Genomic DNA, 16629 nt, shown 5'->3' with positions numbered 1-16629 from the left:
CTCTATTTTTGTAAACTAGAGGGGAAGGGCTGTCCCTTTCCCTCTATTTCAACTTATGCACGGCATTGATAAAAATGTCCCCTCTCTCCTCGAAAGTTTTGTATTGATCCCAGCTGGCGCATGCTGGAGAGAGCAAAATGACGTCGCCCGGCTCGGAAAGCTCGAAAGCAACCGGGACGGCTTTTTCCACATTATCGACATATCGGATCGTTTCTATTCCCGCTTTTTGGGCGATGCGGCCGATTTTATCCGCCGTCTGGCCGAACAGTACGACCGCCTTCACCTGTTGCAAATACGGGAGAAGATCATCAAACTCATTGCCGCGGTCAAGCCCGCCAGCGAGCAAAATGACCGGCTCGCCGGCAAACGCTGAAAGCGCCTTTTGCGTCGCTAAGATGTTCGTCGCTTTCGAGTCGTTGTAAAACCGCCGGCCGTCAATTTCCGCCACATACTGAAGCCGATGTTTCACGCCGGAAAACGTCGCCAGCACCTGGCGGATCGCCTCATCACTGGCGCCGGCCAGCTTGGCGGCCGCCACCGCCGCTAAAATGTTTTCCAAATTGTGCTGTCCAGGAAGAACGATGTCAGCGATTCTGATAACTGGATCACCGTTCCAATAGATGGCGCCATCTTGAACGTACGCCCCTTCGCCAAGAAGCTTCGTCGCCGAAAACAGCACTTTTTGCGATCGAACCGAGGAGGCAATGTTCATCACGAGCGGATCGTCGGCATTGACGACGGCATAATCGCGCTCCGTTTGATTGCGGAAAATGTTCGCCTTTGCCGCTGCATACGCCTCTTTCGTTCCGTGGTAGTCCAAGTGGGCGTCGAAAATATTGAGCAAAACCGCAATGGCTGGGCGAAACTTGTCAATGCCGGCAAGCTGGAACGAAGACAGTTCCGTGACAAGCCATTGCCCCGGCTTCGCTTCCCTCGCCACCTCGCAGGCGACAAGGCCGATGTTGCCGGCAAGCAGCGGATCTTGGCCGTCCGCTTTTAACATTTCGTAAATGAGCGTCGTCGTCGTCGTTTTTCCGTTGGACCCGGTGATGCCGATAAACGGCCCTTCGGAAATGTGATAAGCAAGCTCCACTTCGGTCACAACCGGAAGCCCCTTCTCAAGCGCCTTTTTCACCATCGGGTTCGTGTACGGAATGCCCGGGTTTTTCACGACAAGGTCAAACGGCTCATCAAGCAGTTCAAGCGGATGACCGCCGCAAACGACGCGAATGCCCAGCGGTTCAAGCTGCTTGGCCTCCATGTTTTCCGAAAGCGGCTTTTGATCATTGACGACGACCTTAGCGCCTAACTCCGCAAGAAGCCGAGCTGCCGCCGCTCCGCTTTTCGCCAATCCAATGACAAGCACACGACGATGTTGATAAAAACGAGTCGGTTTCAATTACATCCACACCTCGATATAAATTCCTAGCATCGCAAATAAAAGGCCGACGGCCCAAAACGTCACAACGATCCGCCATTCTGACCAGCCGACAAGCTCATAATGATGATGAAGCGGACTCATGCGGAACACGCGCCGTCCCGTCGTTTTGAACGAAGCCACTTGAATGATGACCGACAGCGTCTCGATGACAAACACACCGCCGATGATGACAAGCAACAGCTCAAGCTTCGTCAGGACAGCGACAGCGGCGATCGCCCCGCCAAGTGCGAGCGAGCCGGTGTCGCCCATAAACACTTTCGCTGGGTGGGCGTTAAACACTAAAAAGCCAAGCACGGCGCCAACAACAGCGACGCAAAATACAGCGACATCGTACTGGCCTTGATTCCAAGCCAAGACGGCATAAGCGCCAAAGGCGATCGCCGCCGTTCCGGCAAGCAGCCCGTCAAGCCCGTCGGTCAAGTTGACAGCGTTCGAACCGCCGACAAGCATGAACAACAAGAGCACGCCGTACGCCCATCCGAGGTCGACCGACCAATCGGCGCCGGGAATATGTAACACCGTCGAAAAGCCGCTTTGGCGGTAGACGGCAAAAAAGATGGCTGCGATAAGGAGCTGGCCGATAAATTTTTGCCGGCTCGTCAAGCCAAGATTTCGCTTCATCACGACTTTGATCATATCGTCGAGGAAGCCGAGCACCCCATAGCCGACGGTGACCAACAACAGCAAATACGTCCTCGTCGACAAGCCGGCGATTTTTGGTGTGATCCATAAGGTCGTCGCCACAATCGCCAACAAAATCATGATGCCGCCCATCGTCGGCGTGCCTGATTTTTTTTGATGCGACTTCGGCCCTTCCTCGCGGATGCTTTGTCCGAATTTCAACCGCCGCAAAAACGGGATGAACAGCGGCGACAAAACGACAGTGATGAGAAAGGAAACCGCCATGGCAATCACGATCGCTTGTTCTGGCATGCATCGTCACATCCTTTAAACGGCCGAGCGTCCAGCCATCGCTTCTCCAATTCCGCCAGTCGGCGGCGCACAGCCTCGCCAGCAAGGGGGCTGTCTTCAGGAAGAGCGAAGAAAAACTGCACACCCTCTGCACGGTCTTGCTCCAAGTATCGCTCGAACAATGCCGCTGCCGCCTCGAGCGGCGACGGAACGAAAAAGATCGGAAATTGATTTGGAATGTAGCGCGGCAACGGCTCTCCCAGACGCCAAAATGAAGCGATCGCTCCGTGTTCAATCGCCGTTTTCAATGTTTCCGCCCCGTTTTCGAGCGGAACGAACAACCCTTTTTTCACTTGTTTGGCTGGGTTGACGAACACGGCGTGAAAGCGGATCGTTTCATCAACAATGCCGCGCGCCTCCACCGCCATCGATTGCACCGTCCTGTATGCGATCATGGTCATCCTCTCTCCTTCACTGCCGCTCGGGCAACAGCGCGATCGTCAAACTCAATCACATCGTTGCCAATGATTTGATACGTTTCATGCCCTTTGCCGGCAATCAACACAACATCGCCTTCCTGCGCCTGGCCAATGGCGTAGCGGATCGCCTCTTCACGGTCAGGAATCGTCACATGCTTTCCGATCTCAGCGCTTACTCCCGCTTCCATGTCGCGCAAAATTTGCTTCGGGTCTTCCGAACGCGGATTGTCGGAGGTAAAAATAGCGACATCCGCATACCGCACCGCCACCTGCGCCATGAGCGGCCGTTTCGACGGGTCGCGGTCGCCGCCGCAGCCGATGACGACATACACGTTTCGCTTCGCCAATTGGCGCACCGTTTTTAAGGCATTTTCTAAACTGTCCGGCGTGTGGGCGTAATCGACGATGATCGTAAAGTTTTGCCCTTCATCAACCGTTTCAAACCGCCCCGGCACCGGCTCGACATCCGCAAGCGCCGCGGCGATCGTTTCAAGCGAAAAGCCAGAGGCAAGGCAGGCAGCGGCAGCGGCGAGAATGTTATAGACATTGAACGAGCCGACAAGTTTCGTTTCGACCGCCGCCGATCCGTGCGGCGTGCAAAGCCGAAACGCCATGCCGCCTGCGGTCATGCGGATCTGTTCCGCCATCACATCGCTTTTTTCCCTCATCCCGTATGTGACGATCGGCGCGGCCGTCATATGTTTATAATACTGCGAAACCGGATCGTCATGATTGAGAACGGCAAATTTCGGCCGCCGTTCGTCGTAGCGGTTGCCGAGCTGGGCAAACAAAAGCCCTTTGGCGTTCCGATATTCTTCCATTGTCCCGTGATAATCCAAATGGTCTTGCGTTAAGTTCGTAAAGACGGCCACATCGTAATCGCAGCCATGCACCCGCCCTTGGTGCAGCGCGTGCGACGACACTTCCATGGCGACAAACTCCACTCCTTCATCGACCATCTGTTTAAACATGCGCTGCAAAATGAGCGACTCCGGCGTCGTATTGGCCGCCGGATAGGAGCGGTCGCCGACCTTGATGTGAACCGTGCCAATGAGCCCTGTTTTCTTGCCGGCTTTTCTCGCGATTTGTTCGATGATCGACGTTGTCGTCGTCTTGCCGTTTGTGCCTGTCACTCCGATTAAATGTAGGCGGTGGGTCGGCCGCCCGTAAAACGCGTCCGCTAAAATCGCCATCGTCCGCCGGCTGTCCGACACAAGAACGACGGGAACATCAACGGAAAGCGGCCGCTCGGCCACGATCGCCGCCGCTCCGCGCGCCACCGCTTCCTCGGCAAAGTCGTGTCCGTCTACTGTAAACCCTTTAAGGCAAAAAAAGAGAGAACCGGGGGCAACGCGGCGCGAGTCCATTTCGAGCGCCACGATATCGGGATTGCCTCCATGGTGCACCCAAAAACCGGGCAAGTGTGACAGCAGCGTCAGCAGTTTCATATTTCGTTCATCCCTTTCGCTTCGAAATCGTCCGCTCCGTTAGGCAGACAGCGGAAAAAGGGGCACAACCAACCCGATGTGTCATCGCATCGGTCGCCCCTTGCGCGTTCGTCTTACCGTTCTTCTACCGCTTCGCGTTTCGCCAAATAAATGCGGACCGTTGAACCTTCTTTCACTTTCGCCCCTGGCTTCGGGGATTGTTCAACAACGACATCTCCCTCGCCACTAACATCTAATTTTAAGTCAAAAAGCTGCTCTTGCAAATCATTTTTTGTCATTCCGATCAAGTTTGGCACTTCAATGACTTTCGGCTCGTTCCAGTCGCGCTCCTTCTCGAGCTGGTCTTTGCGGGGCTTCACGCCCAACGTGCGCAAACTATCTTCCATAATTTTTCCTACAATCGGGGCAGCGACCGTGCCGCCGAACTGAACCGTTCCTTTCGGGTTGTCGACGGCGACGTACACGACAAGCTTCGGGTCATCCGCCGGAGCGAAGCCGATGAACGAAACGATATGGTTGTTTTGCAAATAGCGGCCGCCTTGCGCCTTTTGCGCCGTTCCCGTTTTGCCGCCGACGCGGTACCCTTCGACATACGCCTTTTTCCCTGTTCCTTGAGCGACGACGCTCTCAAGTGCGTAACGGACTTGTTTCGATGTTTCCTCGGAAATGACGCGCCGTTTCGCTTTTGGCGTGTTGCGGCGGACGATCTCTCCTGTTTCCGGGTCGACCCACTGCTTGGCAATGTACGGAGTGTACAAAATGCCGCCATTGATTGCCGCCGACACGGCAGCGACTTGCTGGATCGGCGTCACCGACACTCCTTGGCCAAACGCCGTCGTTGCCAGTTCCACCGGCCCGACCCGTTTCAAATCAAACAAAATGCCTGTTCCTTCGCCTTGCAAGTCGATGCCCGTTTTCTCACCAAAACCGAATTGCTTAATGTAACGAAACAACGTCTCCTTTCCAAGCCGCTCGCCAAGCTCGACAAACCCCGGGTTGCACGAGTTTTGCACGACTTCCAAAAACGTCTGATCTCCGTGGCCGCCTTTTTTCCAGCAGCGAAGCGTAGCGCCGGCTACTTTGGCGTAGCCCGGGTCAAAGAAATGGTCTTTCAGCAAATTCACCTTATGTTCCTCAAGCGCTGCGGCCAGCGTAATGATTTTAAACGTCGATCCCGGTTCGTACGTGCTCCAAATCGGCAAGTTGCGGTTGTAAATTTCCGGAGGAACGCTCCGGTAATCCGCTGGATTGAACGTCGGCCGGCTCGCCATCGCCAAAATTTCACCGGTGTTCGGGTCCATGGCGATCGCGATGATGCCGTCCGGATTGTATTTCGCCTCCGCGATGTCAAGTTCGCGCTCAATGATCGTCTGAATGCGCGAATCGATCGTCAACACCAAATTCAAGCCGTCAGTCGGCGGCGTATAGTCATCAGCGATATCGGGCATGCGCCGCCCTTTCGCATCGGAATAAAACTGCACGGAGCCGCGCTCGCCCCTCAGTTCCTTGTCATAATACAGCTCCAACCCGGTGAGCCCTTGGTTGTCAATGCCGGTGAAGCCGAGCACGTGCGACAAATAGCTGCCAAACGGATAGTAGCGCTTCGTATCTTCCGCGATATACACCCCATCCAAGTCGAGGGAGCGCACATTCGCCGCTTTTTCATCGGAAATTTTCCGCCCTTCTTTCAGGCGGACGATCGACGTTTTTTGCGTGATTTGTTTATAGATGGATTCGATCGAACCACCCAGCACCCCGGCCAGCTTTTTCGCCGCCTCTGCCGGGTTTTTGACTTGCCGCGGAATGACATACACCGTCGGCGCGCTCATGTTCGTCGCCAGCGGGACGCCGTTGCGGTCCAAAATTTCGCCTCGCTTCGGCTCAAACGGAATGTTCCGGCCCCATAGCCCTTTCGCCCGTTCCGCTAATAGATCGCCGAGCCAAAATTGGACGTAGCCGAGACGGAGATCGATAATGGCAAAGATCAAAATCCCGATCAAAAACACGATCGTCAACCGCTTGCGCACGGTAACGTACGATACGCGCATATGGCGGAACCTCCTTCATGGTGGGCTCGTTCCACTATATGCTTGTACGCCCCGTTATAGAACGGCAAAAATCATTCATGCGGCTCGGCTTCTTTCCGTAAAGCCGCCTCTTTCTCCTTCTCCGCCGCCTCTTTCTCCCATTGGCGCGGCGGAGCCAATTCAACAATTAAATAATCGCCTTTGCGCACCTCCGCTCCCGGACGAATGTTTTGGCTGACGACATAGCCGGTCCCTTTCGTGCTCGGCCGCAAGCCGAGTATATGAGCCACTTTCATAGCGTCGCGCAGCGAGAAGCCGCGCAAATCCGGCATCGTTGCCGCCCCGTCCGTTTTCAACACGACCCGTTCGCCCAAAAGAACGTGATCGCCGCCTTGCGGAAGCTGCTGCTCAACATATTTGCCGCGGCCGATCACGACCGGCACATATCCCTTTTCCTTCAGCTGCTCTGCTGCCGAAGCCGCCGGCTGGCCGATCCATGAATCAAGCGCCTGCGGTTGGGCAGTCTTTGCTTTCATTCGTTTTTCCCCGTTCGGTTCAATATGCAAATATTGCAAACTGCTTTTCATCACCGTCGTAAAAATTTGCGACACCGGCGCCGCTCCGGTTTCGGTCACATCGAGGTGCGGCTGTTGGACCGCGACATACATGAGAAGCTTCGGATCATCCGTCGGCGCCATGCCTAAAAACGAAAAAATGTAGTTTTCCCGTCCGGTCAAATAGCCCCCGGAAGCCGACGGAATTTGCGCCGTCCCCGTTTTGCCGGCGACGCGGTAGCCGTTGATTTGGTACGGACGGCCGGTGCCGTGCTCGGACGTGACGACCGTCTCTAAAATGGCGCGCACTTTGCGCGCGGTTTCCGCCGTAATCGGCTCGCCGACCACGGTCGGCCCATGATCGAGCACGACTTTGCCGCTGTCTGGGTCGACGACTTTCTCGATGACATACGGCTTCATCATTTTCCCATCGTTGGCGATCGCCGTCGCCGCTTGGATTTGCTGGATTGGCGTCACCGATGTCCCTTGGCCGAATCCGGTCGTAATTCGTTCAATCGGGTAGCGATAGCGGATTTGTCCGACCGCTTCGTTCGGCAAATCGATGCCCGTTTTCCGGTCAAAATGGAAACGGTGCAAATATTGCAAAAACCGATCTTCACCAAGCTTTTCTTTCACTAAAATCGAAAAGGCGACGTTTGAAGAGCGCTGCACCCCTTCATTAAACGTGATCGTCCCCCAGCCGACATCGTTATGGTCGCGGATCGTGTTCGGCCCCACTTTGTAGGAACCGGAGCGATACGTTTCGTTGCCGTTATACACTCCTTCGTTGATGGCCGCCGCGAGCGTGAACACTTTCATCGTCGATCCCGGCTCATACGGATAGGAAATGGCGTCATTTAAAAAGTTCGTAATATCACGCTTGTTTGGGTCAAAGCTCGGACGCGTCGCCATCGCCAAAATTTTCCCTGTTTTTGGATCAGCGACGATGGCGATCATTTTTTTCGGCTTGTATTGCTTCTCGACGCTGTTCATCGCATCTTCCAAAAACGATTGAATCTTTCCGTCAATCGTCAAATAGACGTTTGCCCCATTGTCCGGCTTGACAATGCGCTCTTTCCCCCCGGGGAGGCGGAAGCCGTTTATGTCGCCGGCAAACGACACATAGCCGTCTTCTTCACGCAAATACCGGTCAAGCTCTTTTTCCACTCCCATTTTGCCGACCGTTTCGTTGGCTGCATTTTTTTGCGCATAGCCGATGACGTGCGACGCAAACATGCCGTTCGGATAAAACCGGCTCGTGTCGCGGATGAAAGCGATGCCTGGCAAATGGAGCGCTTCGATTTTTCGCTTCAGCTCAAAACTGATGTTGCGGCCGTAGGCCCCAAACTCGACTTGCTTCGCTTTTTTGGTCAAAATGCGTTCCATCGCCTCGACGTCCATGCCAAGCAACGGGGCGAGTTGTTCCGCTGTTTTTTTCGGATCGACCACATGGTGCGGATGATCTGGATCGGTTGTCATCTTCGGATCCAAAATGGCCACAACCGTATACGACGGTACATCTTCAGCCAAAATGGCGCCGTTGCGGTCGAAAATCGTTCCGCGCTTCGCCTTGATCGTCCGCGTTTGTTGATGCTGCCGCTCCGCGATCACAGCCAGCGTTTGGCCGTCCGCTTTGCCGGTCCATTCAAGCTGCACAAAGCGGGCGAACAACAGAGAAAAGAGAAAGCCGAACAGGCAAAACAGGATGAACGCTCCCTGATGGGTGTTGCGATGCTTTCTTGCCTCCATCACCGATCATTCCTGCACAACTTTCACATGGTTTTCGTTGAGCGACAAACCGAGCTCTTTTGCCTTTTGCAAAATGCGTTCGTACGCGCTCAGCCGTTGCACCTCGACATATAGGTCATTGTTCTCCTTTTTCTGCTCGTCAATCGACGCCTCGAGCTTTTGCACCCCTTTGTTCAATTCGTAAATGCGCACTTGGTTCGAGACGATATGAACCGCCGCATAGAAGACAAACAAGAAAAACAACACAAATAGCATCTTTTCAGCCAGCGACAGGCGAAAGCGCTGCTTCCGCCGCGTCTTCGGGCTTGGCGGTGCCGCCGGATGTCGTTGTTCACGCGCGACTTTGACTGCTGCATCGTTCACATTTTTCCCCTCCTGTTTCTCCATGCATTCGTTTTTCGCCGCAATGGGCGGCGCCCGCATNGAAATTGGTTGTGTTTCCCCGCTATTTTCGTCATCTACAGCTTTTCGGCAATGCGGAGTTTGGCCGAACGGGCGCGGTGGTTTCGTTCGAGCTCTTCCTCGGAAGGAACGATCGGTTTTTTTGTAATGATTTTCAGCACGGGGCGGTAGTCGTCGGGGAGAACCGGAAGCCCCGGAGGCAATGGCGGACTTTCGCTCGCCTTTTTAAACGTTTCTTTGCAAATGCGATCTTCAAGCGAATGAAACGTAATGACGCTCACCCGTCCACCGGGTGCAAGCAGTTCGATCGCCTGCTCGAGCGCCTCGCGAAACGCCTCAAGTTCGTCGTTGACCGCGATGCGGAGCGCCTGAAAAATGCGTTTGGCCGGGTGTCCGCCGCTGCGGCGAGCCGGGGCGGGAATCGCCGCCTTGATCACATCAACGAGCTCCCCCGTCGTTTTAATCGGCCTCGTGCGGCGCACTTCCTCGATTTTGCGCGCCACTTGCTTCGAAAACCTCTCTTCGCCGTAACGGAAAAAGATGCGGACGAGCTCCTCGTATGGCCAGCAGTTGACAATCTCCGCCGCCGTCAGCCGCTGCTTGCGGTTCATCCGCATATCAAGCGGCGCATCGTGCTGATAACTGAAGCCGCGCTCGGGTTCGTCAAGCTGCGGTGAAGAAACACCCAAATCAAACAAGACGCCGTCGACGGACTTGACGCCAAGCGCCGAAAGCTCCTCTTGCAAAAACCGGAAGTTCCGGTGCACAAACTGCACTTGCCGGCCGTAGCGGGCGAGCCGTTCGCGCGCATGCATGATGGCGGCTTCGTCTTGGTCAAAGGCAAACAGCTTCCCATGTTCCGACAAACGGGAGAGCAAATATTCGCTATGGCCGCCGCTGCCCAGCGTACAATCGACGTAAATGCCGTCAGGGCGGATGTTCAGCCCATCGACTGCCTCTTTCAGCAACACTGTTGTATGTTGAAACACATGTCCACCACCTTCGTTGCGTAAAGCCACACTCACATCGGCCAGTGGCCGCCTCCTTATTATATCGCAAAGATGGACAAAATTTTAGCTTTTTTTGTAAAAAAACGTCCTTTTTTGTTTCTTTTTGTCGGACGGGCCAATCACAGCCATCCTGGCGGCTTCACCCCTTTACTTTTATTTCCATTTAATGAATGTTGTTTTTTTACAATTCATTTCACAAAAAAGAAAATCCTGCTCAAAGCAGGATGTTTCTTTTCGACTTTTTCTTTGAAAAAGCCTCACATATATACAATTTTATGCATTCCATTGCCAGGACTGCGAATGGCCAAAAGTTTTTCTACAAAATCAAATCCGTAGCGGTTGATGTAATAAAACACGTTCCAAACCCGCTCCTGGAGCGCGCCGTTCGGCCGAAGCGACGTCTCGATGCGCCAAAATTTCCGCCACTCCGTCTCATGTTTGCGCAACAGCGCCCGCTCGAGCGCGTGCTGAAGAAACTCGATTTGCGCCTGAAGGATGGCGGCATTTTTCGCCACCAATCCCTCCAATCCGCGGTCAATCGCCACCCCAAGCTCACGAAGCGGCCGGTGCGCCGCGTCAATGTCCGCCTTCGCTTTGGCAAACGCCGAAGCAAGCGGCGCTTGAGCGGTCGCCTCCCGCCACTCCCGCTTTGCTTCATCGAGCCGCCCAGTCAATACATCAGCCACCTCAAGACCGATATCGGACAGGTCGGTTTGCAGCGAACGGCTGACAATCGTCGCCTGCAGACGCGGCACGACTGGAGGCATTTCTAGGTCGAAAAGCGGGAACGCCTCTTTCAATTCCGCCCAATAAGCGATCTCCCCCGGTCCGGCAACGAAAGCGAGCGTCGGCAGCAAATGCTCTTGCATGAGCGGACGGGTGACGACATTGTTGCTTAAACGGGCCGGATTCGTTTCGGCAAGCTCAAGCAGCTCTTCTCTTGTCCAAACGAGAGTTCCCGCTTTATTGTGAAACAGGCCGCGTTCCTCATCATACTGCAAAAGCGAACGTTCACGGCCGTCGTAATAAAACAAGTTGGCCGCGTCACGACCGATTTCAATCAGCGGCGCATATCCGAGCGTGCGCAACGCCTCTTGCTGAGCGAGCACCGCGGCCGTCACATCGCGATGGCGTTCAATGAGCGCAGCGAAAAAGCGGCGCTCAAGCGGCCGCACCGCCGCATCGCCAGCGTTCAAAACAACTAAACCGTGATCAGCGAACAACCGGAGCACAATGGCGGCAAAAAAGTCGACAAACGTGCGCGCCTCATCAAGACACGATGACAAAAAGAAGAGCAGCTCATTCGTCACGTCCGTTTCCCCATATGTTTTGACGACGCGCTCGATCCACTCTTTCGCAGCCATCCGGTCCAGCAGCACATCGGCGGCCATCCGTTTTTCGTTCGTTTTGTGTGGGTACGCTGCTTTTTTTACTTCTCCTTCCTCAACGACATAGACATGATCGATTTCCGCGATGTCATGATCTTCGCCGGCGATCCAAAACAGCGGCACGACCGGCACGCCCAATTTTCGTTCCTGCTCTTTGGCAAGCTGGATGATGGTGATGATCTTATAAATCGTATACAGCGGCCCAGTCAACAGCCCGGCTTGCTGCCCGCCGACAATGACGACGCTTCGCTCATTGCGCAGTTTCTCAATGTTTGCCATCGTAGCCACACTCGCCGAGAAGCGCCGGTGATAAGCACGCAAATAGTCGGCAAGCCCTTCTCGGTCATAGGTTCTTCCTTGCAAATAGGCCAACCGCCGACAAAACGCTTCATCGTCCGCCTGGGCATAAGCGAAGCCGCTCTCTGCTGGAAACGCGCCGGTTATGTAATCAGCCGCCAATTTCGTCGCTGCTGGCAACGGAATTTCGCGAACTTCCATGGCTAAAAACTCCCTTTCTTATGTATTCTTTCATGAGTATAGCACGTTTATTGCCAAGAGAAAAAAGGCTTGCTCGGCCACACTAAAGGCTCATCGCAACGCGAATGGCCATTCCGTATACAAGCAGCCCGGCGTAAAGGGAGGCAAAAATGAGAAAACTCGCCCGCCAAAAGACGCGGAACACCGTCCGCAACCGAAAGTCCGCCTTTTTCCGCCAATAGCCAAGCGCGATCGCCGCGTGCAGACCAAACAAAAAGAGAAGAAGAGGAACGAAGTACGATTTCCCAAACAGCACTGTCAGCAAAAAATAGACAGCGGCGATGAAAAAAACAGTCGCAGCGTTGACCGCGGCGTAAAACGCTGCCCGCCTCCGCCTGCCGACCAAGCGTGCTCCGAAGTAGACGAGCAAAAACAGCAGAAGCGGCGCGGTCACAAACGTCGCCAGCGTTGAAGCGAGCCAATCACCCATCCGTCTCTCTCCCTTCCTTCCCTTTCACCGCGCAAAAGACAAAGCGGACGACCGGCAGCATAGCGCCGCGCGCCTCCCCTTGTTTCAACACATAGCCCAAAATGGCGTCAATCTCCGTCCGGCGCCCGTTCGCCAAGTCCATATACATCGACGAATAGTTGTCCGCTGTTTTTTGGCATATGCGGACGACGCGCTCCCACGCCCGATTGGCGTCTTCAAGAGGCAGCACGTTCCGCACCTCATCAAACAGCTGCCTCATCATATCGCGGTACGGAGCCGTTTCTAGCAGCGCCCCGTTTTTCACTTGCAATAGAGCGGTGAGCGGATTGATGACGGCGTTGACGACAAGCTTGTCCACAAGAATGCGCTCCCAATCATCGGCCCATTCGATCGGAAAGCCGCGCTCCCCTTCCCGAAGCTCCCGGGCGTCGCCAAGTGAACCGTAGCGGGAAGCAAGTGTCAGCTTTCCGGCGCCCGTATGCGCCACCGTCCGGTCATCTAGCTTCATTGCGCCATGCTCCACGACGCCGACGAGGACATTTTTGTCGGCAAACATCGTCAACTGCTCGAGATGTCCCATGCCGTTTTGCAAAAAAACGAGCGTGCGAACGCGGCGAAACGCGTCGATTTGCGCACAGACGGAAGCGAGATCGTACTGTTTGACGGTCACAAACACGAGCGGCTCGTCCAGCTCCGCTCCAGCAAACGGCTGCGCGCGCACCGCCACGACCGATGTCTCGCCATCTTTTTTTAGCGCCACACCATGCTCGGCAAGCTGCCTTGCTTGGGACGGACGCCTCGTATAGACCGTCACCCCATGGCGCCGCCCAAGATAAGCGGCGAGCAGCAATCCGACTGCTCCGCCGCCGACAATCCCAATGTTCAATCCTTCTCCCCCGCTTTCTTGCAACATGGCGTTAGCCTTATTTTAGCAGAGATCTTCTTCTTCCGTTAAGAAAAAAAGCCGGCGAAAAGCCAGCCTTTACCCTTCGTCGACGCCTTCAGCCACTGCATTCGGCGCCGGTTTCCCGCTGTCTGTCACCATTTTGCGCGCCCGCTCCATAATGGAAAGCAGCGTTTTATACTCCTCCTGGATCGCAGCTAGTTGTTTTTGCAGCGATTCTTTTTCCATTTGCAACTTCGTTACCATTTGCTGCAGCTGCTCCATATCGTTTTTGAGCGCCCGGTTTTCATCGGCCGTCCGTCGAGCGTCGCGCGCCTTTTGCTCCTCAGCTTGCAAAAAGGCCAGCACTTCCGCCCATGACAAATGGCTTTTGACTGCCGCTTCCACCTTCTCCTGCCCCTCGCTTTCCTTTGTTGATGGGGTTTCTTTTTTTCGCATCTTCCGTTCTTGCTTGGCTTGCTCGATCTCCTCCTTGTACTGCTTGCGAACGCACGAATTCCAGCGAAATCCGCACGCTGCCGCCGTCCGCGACAAGCGCCGCCCGACTTCGGCAAACGCCTCCAGCTGGGTGCCGCCTTCGCGAATATACTGAAGCACAACATTCGCCAACAACTCATCCTCTTCTTTCGTCCATGCATCTTGACGTACTCCCGTCATCCCCTTCCCCCCTTATCGCCGCTTTGTCATTATATGTATGCGGCTAGTAGAAACGGTAGAAGGAAAAAATTACTTCTTACACAAAAAAGGACGCAATGCCTGTTCATGTTCAGCCGACCCCCACAGCTCGGCGCAACGGGCGATCTCGGCGAAAAACCGCTCTCGAAACCAAGCTGTTCGCCATTTTTCGCCGGCTGCGGCCTTATATGCCTGCAAGACGGAAAGCGACCGCTCCGCATAAGGCGCCAGCCGTTCACGCCATTGTTCGCGCCAATGTTCGGCTGGCAGGATGGCGTCAACCCAACCGCACGCTTCCATCGCCTCCGCCGTCATCGGCTCGGCGCGCAGCAATAAGTCAAGCGCCCGCCCGTACGGAAGTTTGGCAAACAGCATCGACGCTCCTCCCCAGCCGGTTGTAATGCCAAGCCGGCCTTGCACAAATCCGATCCGGCTTCCTTCTTTGGCAAAGCGAAAATCGCAAGCGGTCGCCAGCTCGCAGCCGCCCCCCATCGCTGTTCCGTTGACAAGGGCGGCCGTCGGCTTCGGAAACGTCAGCAGCCTGTACAGCAGCTCTCCCATGCGCATGAGCATCTGTCTTGCCTCCGTGCCGCGCAAATGCCCAAACTCGCTCAAATCGCCGCCGGAGCAAAACGCCTCGCTGCCGGCGCCGGTAATGGCGAACACTTTCACCTGTGGATCAGCCGCCGCCTGTTCCATCGCCTCCTCAAGCGCCCCCATCACGGCAAAATTGATCGCATTCCGTTTCTCTGGACGGCAAATCGTAAACAGTGCAATGCCGTCATGATGCTCCAACATTGCTTCCATCAGCACGTCTCTCCTTTCTTCATCACATCAATGAATTGGGCGCGTTCTCTTCAATTTCCTGCCTCACGACGAAAAAAACTGCCGCCTAGACGAACAGCGTTGATTTTTTGCAGACAATCAAAAAGGCTGTCCTCTTTTCGGACAGCCTGTCGTTCGATGTCGGCCATTATTTGTTGACGACATCTCTTCCTTTGTATGTTCCGCATGCTTTGCAGACGCGGTGCGCCAATTTCCATTCGCCGCAGTTCGGGCATTGCACCATGCCTGGCACTTGCAGTTTAAAGTGCGTGCGGCGCAGCCGTTTTCTCGTTTTCGATGTTCTTCTAAAAGGTACTGCCATCATTCCCACCTCCTTGTCGGGCGCATTTTGGCATATCCATGCCGGCGGATCAGTCAACCTCGAGGCCGCCGTCCGCCGGCACACAAGGCGGCTGCCGGACGGTGCGCAATATTCGGCGCCATCGGCCGGCAACGCCGACTCACGATCATTCCTCTCGTTTTTCCTCGAAAAACTTGGCCAGCCCTGCAAGGCGAGGATCTACTTTCTTTTCCCGCTCTTGCATCGCTTTCTCCCATTCTTCTTCCGACAGAACGTCCCATCCTTCCCCATGTTGCGGCGCTCCGCCGGCAACCGGTCCTTCGGCGATAAGCTGCAACGGGATTTCAAGCAAAATCAACTCGCGGATGATGGGATTCAAATCAATCGTGTCCCCCGCCACCATATGGGTGTCCTCATCGGTCTTCACGATGCCGCTGCCATCCGCAAAAAACGTCTCCGTCGTCTGAATGGAAAACGGATACGTCACATCGACAAGCGTCCGCGAACAAGGCAACACCATCGTTCCGGACAACGTCAAATGAAACGTGAATTTTGTCGACCCGACATCCGCTTTTCCTCGGACGTGCACCGGCGAAATATCGCGGATCAACGTGTCAATTTGTTTTAAATCGGACACATCGACCGTCTCATCAATCGCCATTTCCTTATGTTGAAAACGGCGAAGCTGTTGGACCGTCCATTTCATATCATCACCTCAAGGCAACGAATAAAATTATACGTTTCGTTTCTAGTTTTGTCAATGTTTTTTCTTTACAACCACTCATTCCTTGGGAAAAGAACGGCATACTCCCATCATTTCCAAATGCCATTTTGAACATGCACGGTCGGCGCGCGGACATCGGAAAACGGTCGACCGCTTCGTTTCTTTTGCTGTCCTCACCGCATGTTGCCGTTGATCTTCGCCGCTTTCTATTCCATACTAAGTTCAGATAGAATAGACAGCCATTTCGTTGCGGCCAAGCCGCGCGAATCGCCATGAAAGGAGCGAAAAAAGGTGAAAGCCGTCGGCGTGATCGTGGAATACAACCCGTTTCACAACGGTCATTTCCACCATTTGAACGAAACGAGACAAAAGACAGATGCGGACTGTTTGATCGCCGTCATGAGCGGAAACTTCTTGCAGCGCGGTGAGCCGGCCATCGTCTCCAAATGGGCGCGGGCAAAAATGGCGCTCGCCGCCGGCGTAGATGTGGTCATCGAGCTGCCGTACGCCTTCGCTGTGCAAGCGGCTGAACAGTTCGCACATGGGGCGGTGCAGCTGCTTGCGGCGATCGGCTGCCAAGAGCTTTGCTTTGGCAGCGAATCGGGGGAAATTTCCGCTTTTTTATCCGCGGCCAAAACATGGCTTGAACAGAAGGAAACGTTCGATTCCCTCATCCGCACCGGGCTGGCGCGCGGACAAAGCTTTCCGAAAGCCGCCGCTGAAGCGTGGCAAAAGTTCGGCGCCGCTCCGCTTGATTTGTCCAAGCCAAACAACGTGCTTGGTTTTGCGTATGTGAAAGCCATTTGGCAAAACAAGCTGGCGA

The 16629-nt window shown here is 54.8% G+C and carries 16 protein-coding genes; 1 reads left to right on the top strand and 15 read right to left on the bottom strand.

Annotation, left to right across the window (positions count from 1 at the left end; translation table 11 throughout):
- Window positions 1-43 precede the first annotated feature (43 nt).
- The 15 genes from murD to VU18_RS04705 form a co-directional block, all read right to left on the bottom strand.
- Entirely contained in the window at window positions 44-1399 is a 1356-nt protein-coding gene (murD, locus tag VU18_RS04775; RefSeq protein WP_013145847.1) for a UDP-N-acetylmuramoyl-L-alanine--D-glutamate ligase, read from the bottom strand.
- A complete protein-coding gene (mraY, locus tag VU18_RS04770) occupies window positions 1400-2374 on the bottom strand; it encodes a phospho-N-acetylmuramoyl-pentapeptide-transferase (RefSeq protein WP_011230617.1) in 975 nt (324 codons plus the stop codon). It lies immediately after the preceding gene.
- Window positions 2353-2814, bottom strand: coding sequence for a hypothetical protein (locus VU18_RS04765; protein WP_011230616.1), 462 nt, complete (start codon window positions 2812-2814; stop codon window positions 2353-2355). The genes mraY and VU18_RS04765 overlap by 22 nt, the downstream gene beginning before the upstream one ends.
- On the bottom strand, window positions 2811-4280 hold the full coding sequence (locus VU18_RS04760; RefSeq protein WP_047757728.1) for a UDP-N-acetylmuramoyl-L-alanyl-D-glutamate--2,6-diaminopimelate ligase: 1470 nt from the start codon (window positions 4278-4280) through the stop codon (window positions 2811-2813). The genes VU18_RS04765 and VU18_RS04760 overlap by 4 nt, the downstream gene beginning before the upstream one ends.
- Before the next feature lie 113 nt (window positions 4281-4393).
- Window positions 4394-6328: a stage V sporulation protein D gene (locus tag VU18_RS04755; RefSeq protein WP_011230614.1), complete on the bottom strand. Its 1935-nt coding sequence runs from the start codon at window positions 6326-6328 to the stop codon at window positions 4394-4396.
- Between the two features lie 71 nt (window positions 6329-6399).
- Window positions 6400-8610 carry a penicillin-binding protein gene (locus tag VU18_RS04750; RefSeq protein ID WP_011230613.1) on the bottom strand — a complete coding sequence of 737 codons (2211 nt, stop codon included), beginning with the start codon at window positions 8608-8610 and terminating at the stop codon, window positions 6400-6402.
- A gap of 6 nt (window positions 8611-8616) precedes the next feature.
- Entirely contained in the window at window positions 8617-8973 is a 357-nt protein-coding gene (ftsL, locus tag VU18_RS04745; protein WP_011230612.1) for a cell division protein FtsL, read from the bottom strand.
- 95 nt (window positions 8974-9068) lie between these two features.
- Window positions 9069-10001: a 16S rRNA (cytosine(1402)-N(4))-methyltransferase RsmH gene (gene rsmH, locus VU18_RS04740; protein WP_011230611.1), complete on the bottom strand. Its 933-nt coding sequence runs from the start codon at window positions 9999-10001 to the stop codon at window positions 9069-9071.
- Between the two features lie 278 nt (window positions 10002-10279).
- Window positions 10280-11908: a bacillithiol biosynthesis cysteine-adding enzyme BshC gene (gene bshC / locus VU18_RS04735; protein WP_011230610.1), complete on the bottom strand. Its 1629-nt coding sequence runs from the start codon at window positions 11906-11908 to the stop codon at window positions 10280-10282.
- An 82-nt stretch (window positions 11909-11990) separates the two neighbouring features.
- Entirely contained in the window at window positions 11991-12377 is a 387-nt protein-coding gene (locus tag VU18_RS04730; RefSeq protein ID WP_011230609.1) for a DUF3397 domain-containing protein, read from the bottom strand.
- Window positions 12370-13290, bottom strand: coding sequence for a 2-dehydropantoate 2-reductase (locus tag VU18_RS04725; RefSeq protein WP_014195370.1), 921 nt, complete (start codon window positions 13288-13290; stop codon window positions 12370-12372). Before VU18_RS04725 ends, VU18_RS04730 begins: the two co-directional genes overlap by 8 nt.
- Window positions 13291-13359: 69 nt before the next feature.
- Window positions 13360-13938, bottom strand: coding sequence for an RsfA family transcriptional regulator (locus VU18_RS04720; protein WP_011230607.1), 579 nt, complete (start codon window positions 13936-13938; stop codon window positions 13360-13362).
- Between the two features lie 69 nt (window positions 13939-14007).
- Window positions 14008-14763: an enoyl-CoA hydratase/isomerase family protein gene (locus tag VU18_RS04715; RefSeq protein ID WP_011230606.1), complete on the bottom strand. Its 756-nt coding sequence runs from the start codon at window positions 14761-14763 to the stop codon at window positions 14008-14010.
- Window positions 14764-14929: 166 nt separating this feature from the next.
- Entirely contained in the window at window positions 14930-15103 is a 174-nt protein-coding gene (rpmF, locus tag VU18_RS04710; RefSeq protein ID WP_011230605.1) for a 50S ribosomal protein L32, read from the bottom strand.
- Window positions 15104-15248: 145 nt separating this feature from the next.
- The gene (locus VU18_RS04705) at window positions 15249-15788 is read right to left on the bottom strand and encodes a DUF177 domain-containing protein (protein WP_011230604.1); all 540 of its coding nucleotides are present in this window, start codon (window positions 15786-15788) and stop codon (window positions 15249-15251) included.
- A 309-nt stretch (window positions 15789-16097) separates the two neighbouring features.
- Between VU18_RS04705 and VU18_RS19270 the strand changes: the two genes are divergently transcribed.
- Window positions 16098-16629 (top strand): nucleotidyltransferase family protein (locus tag VU18_RS19270; RefSeq protein WP_047757789.1); only part of this gene is annotated, 532 nt, incomplete at its 3' end.

This window comes from Geobacillus sp. ZGt-1 (assembly GCF_001026865.1).
Classification (GTDB): Bacteria; Bacillota; Bacilli; order Bacillales; family Anoxybacillaceae; genus Geobacillus; species Geobacillus thermoleovorans.
The sequence above is the reverse complement of the archived record's forward strand: the minus strand, read 5'-3'. Positions and strand labels throughout refer to the sequence as shown.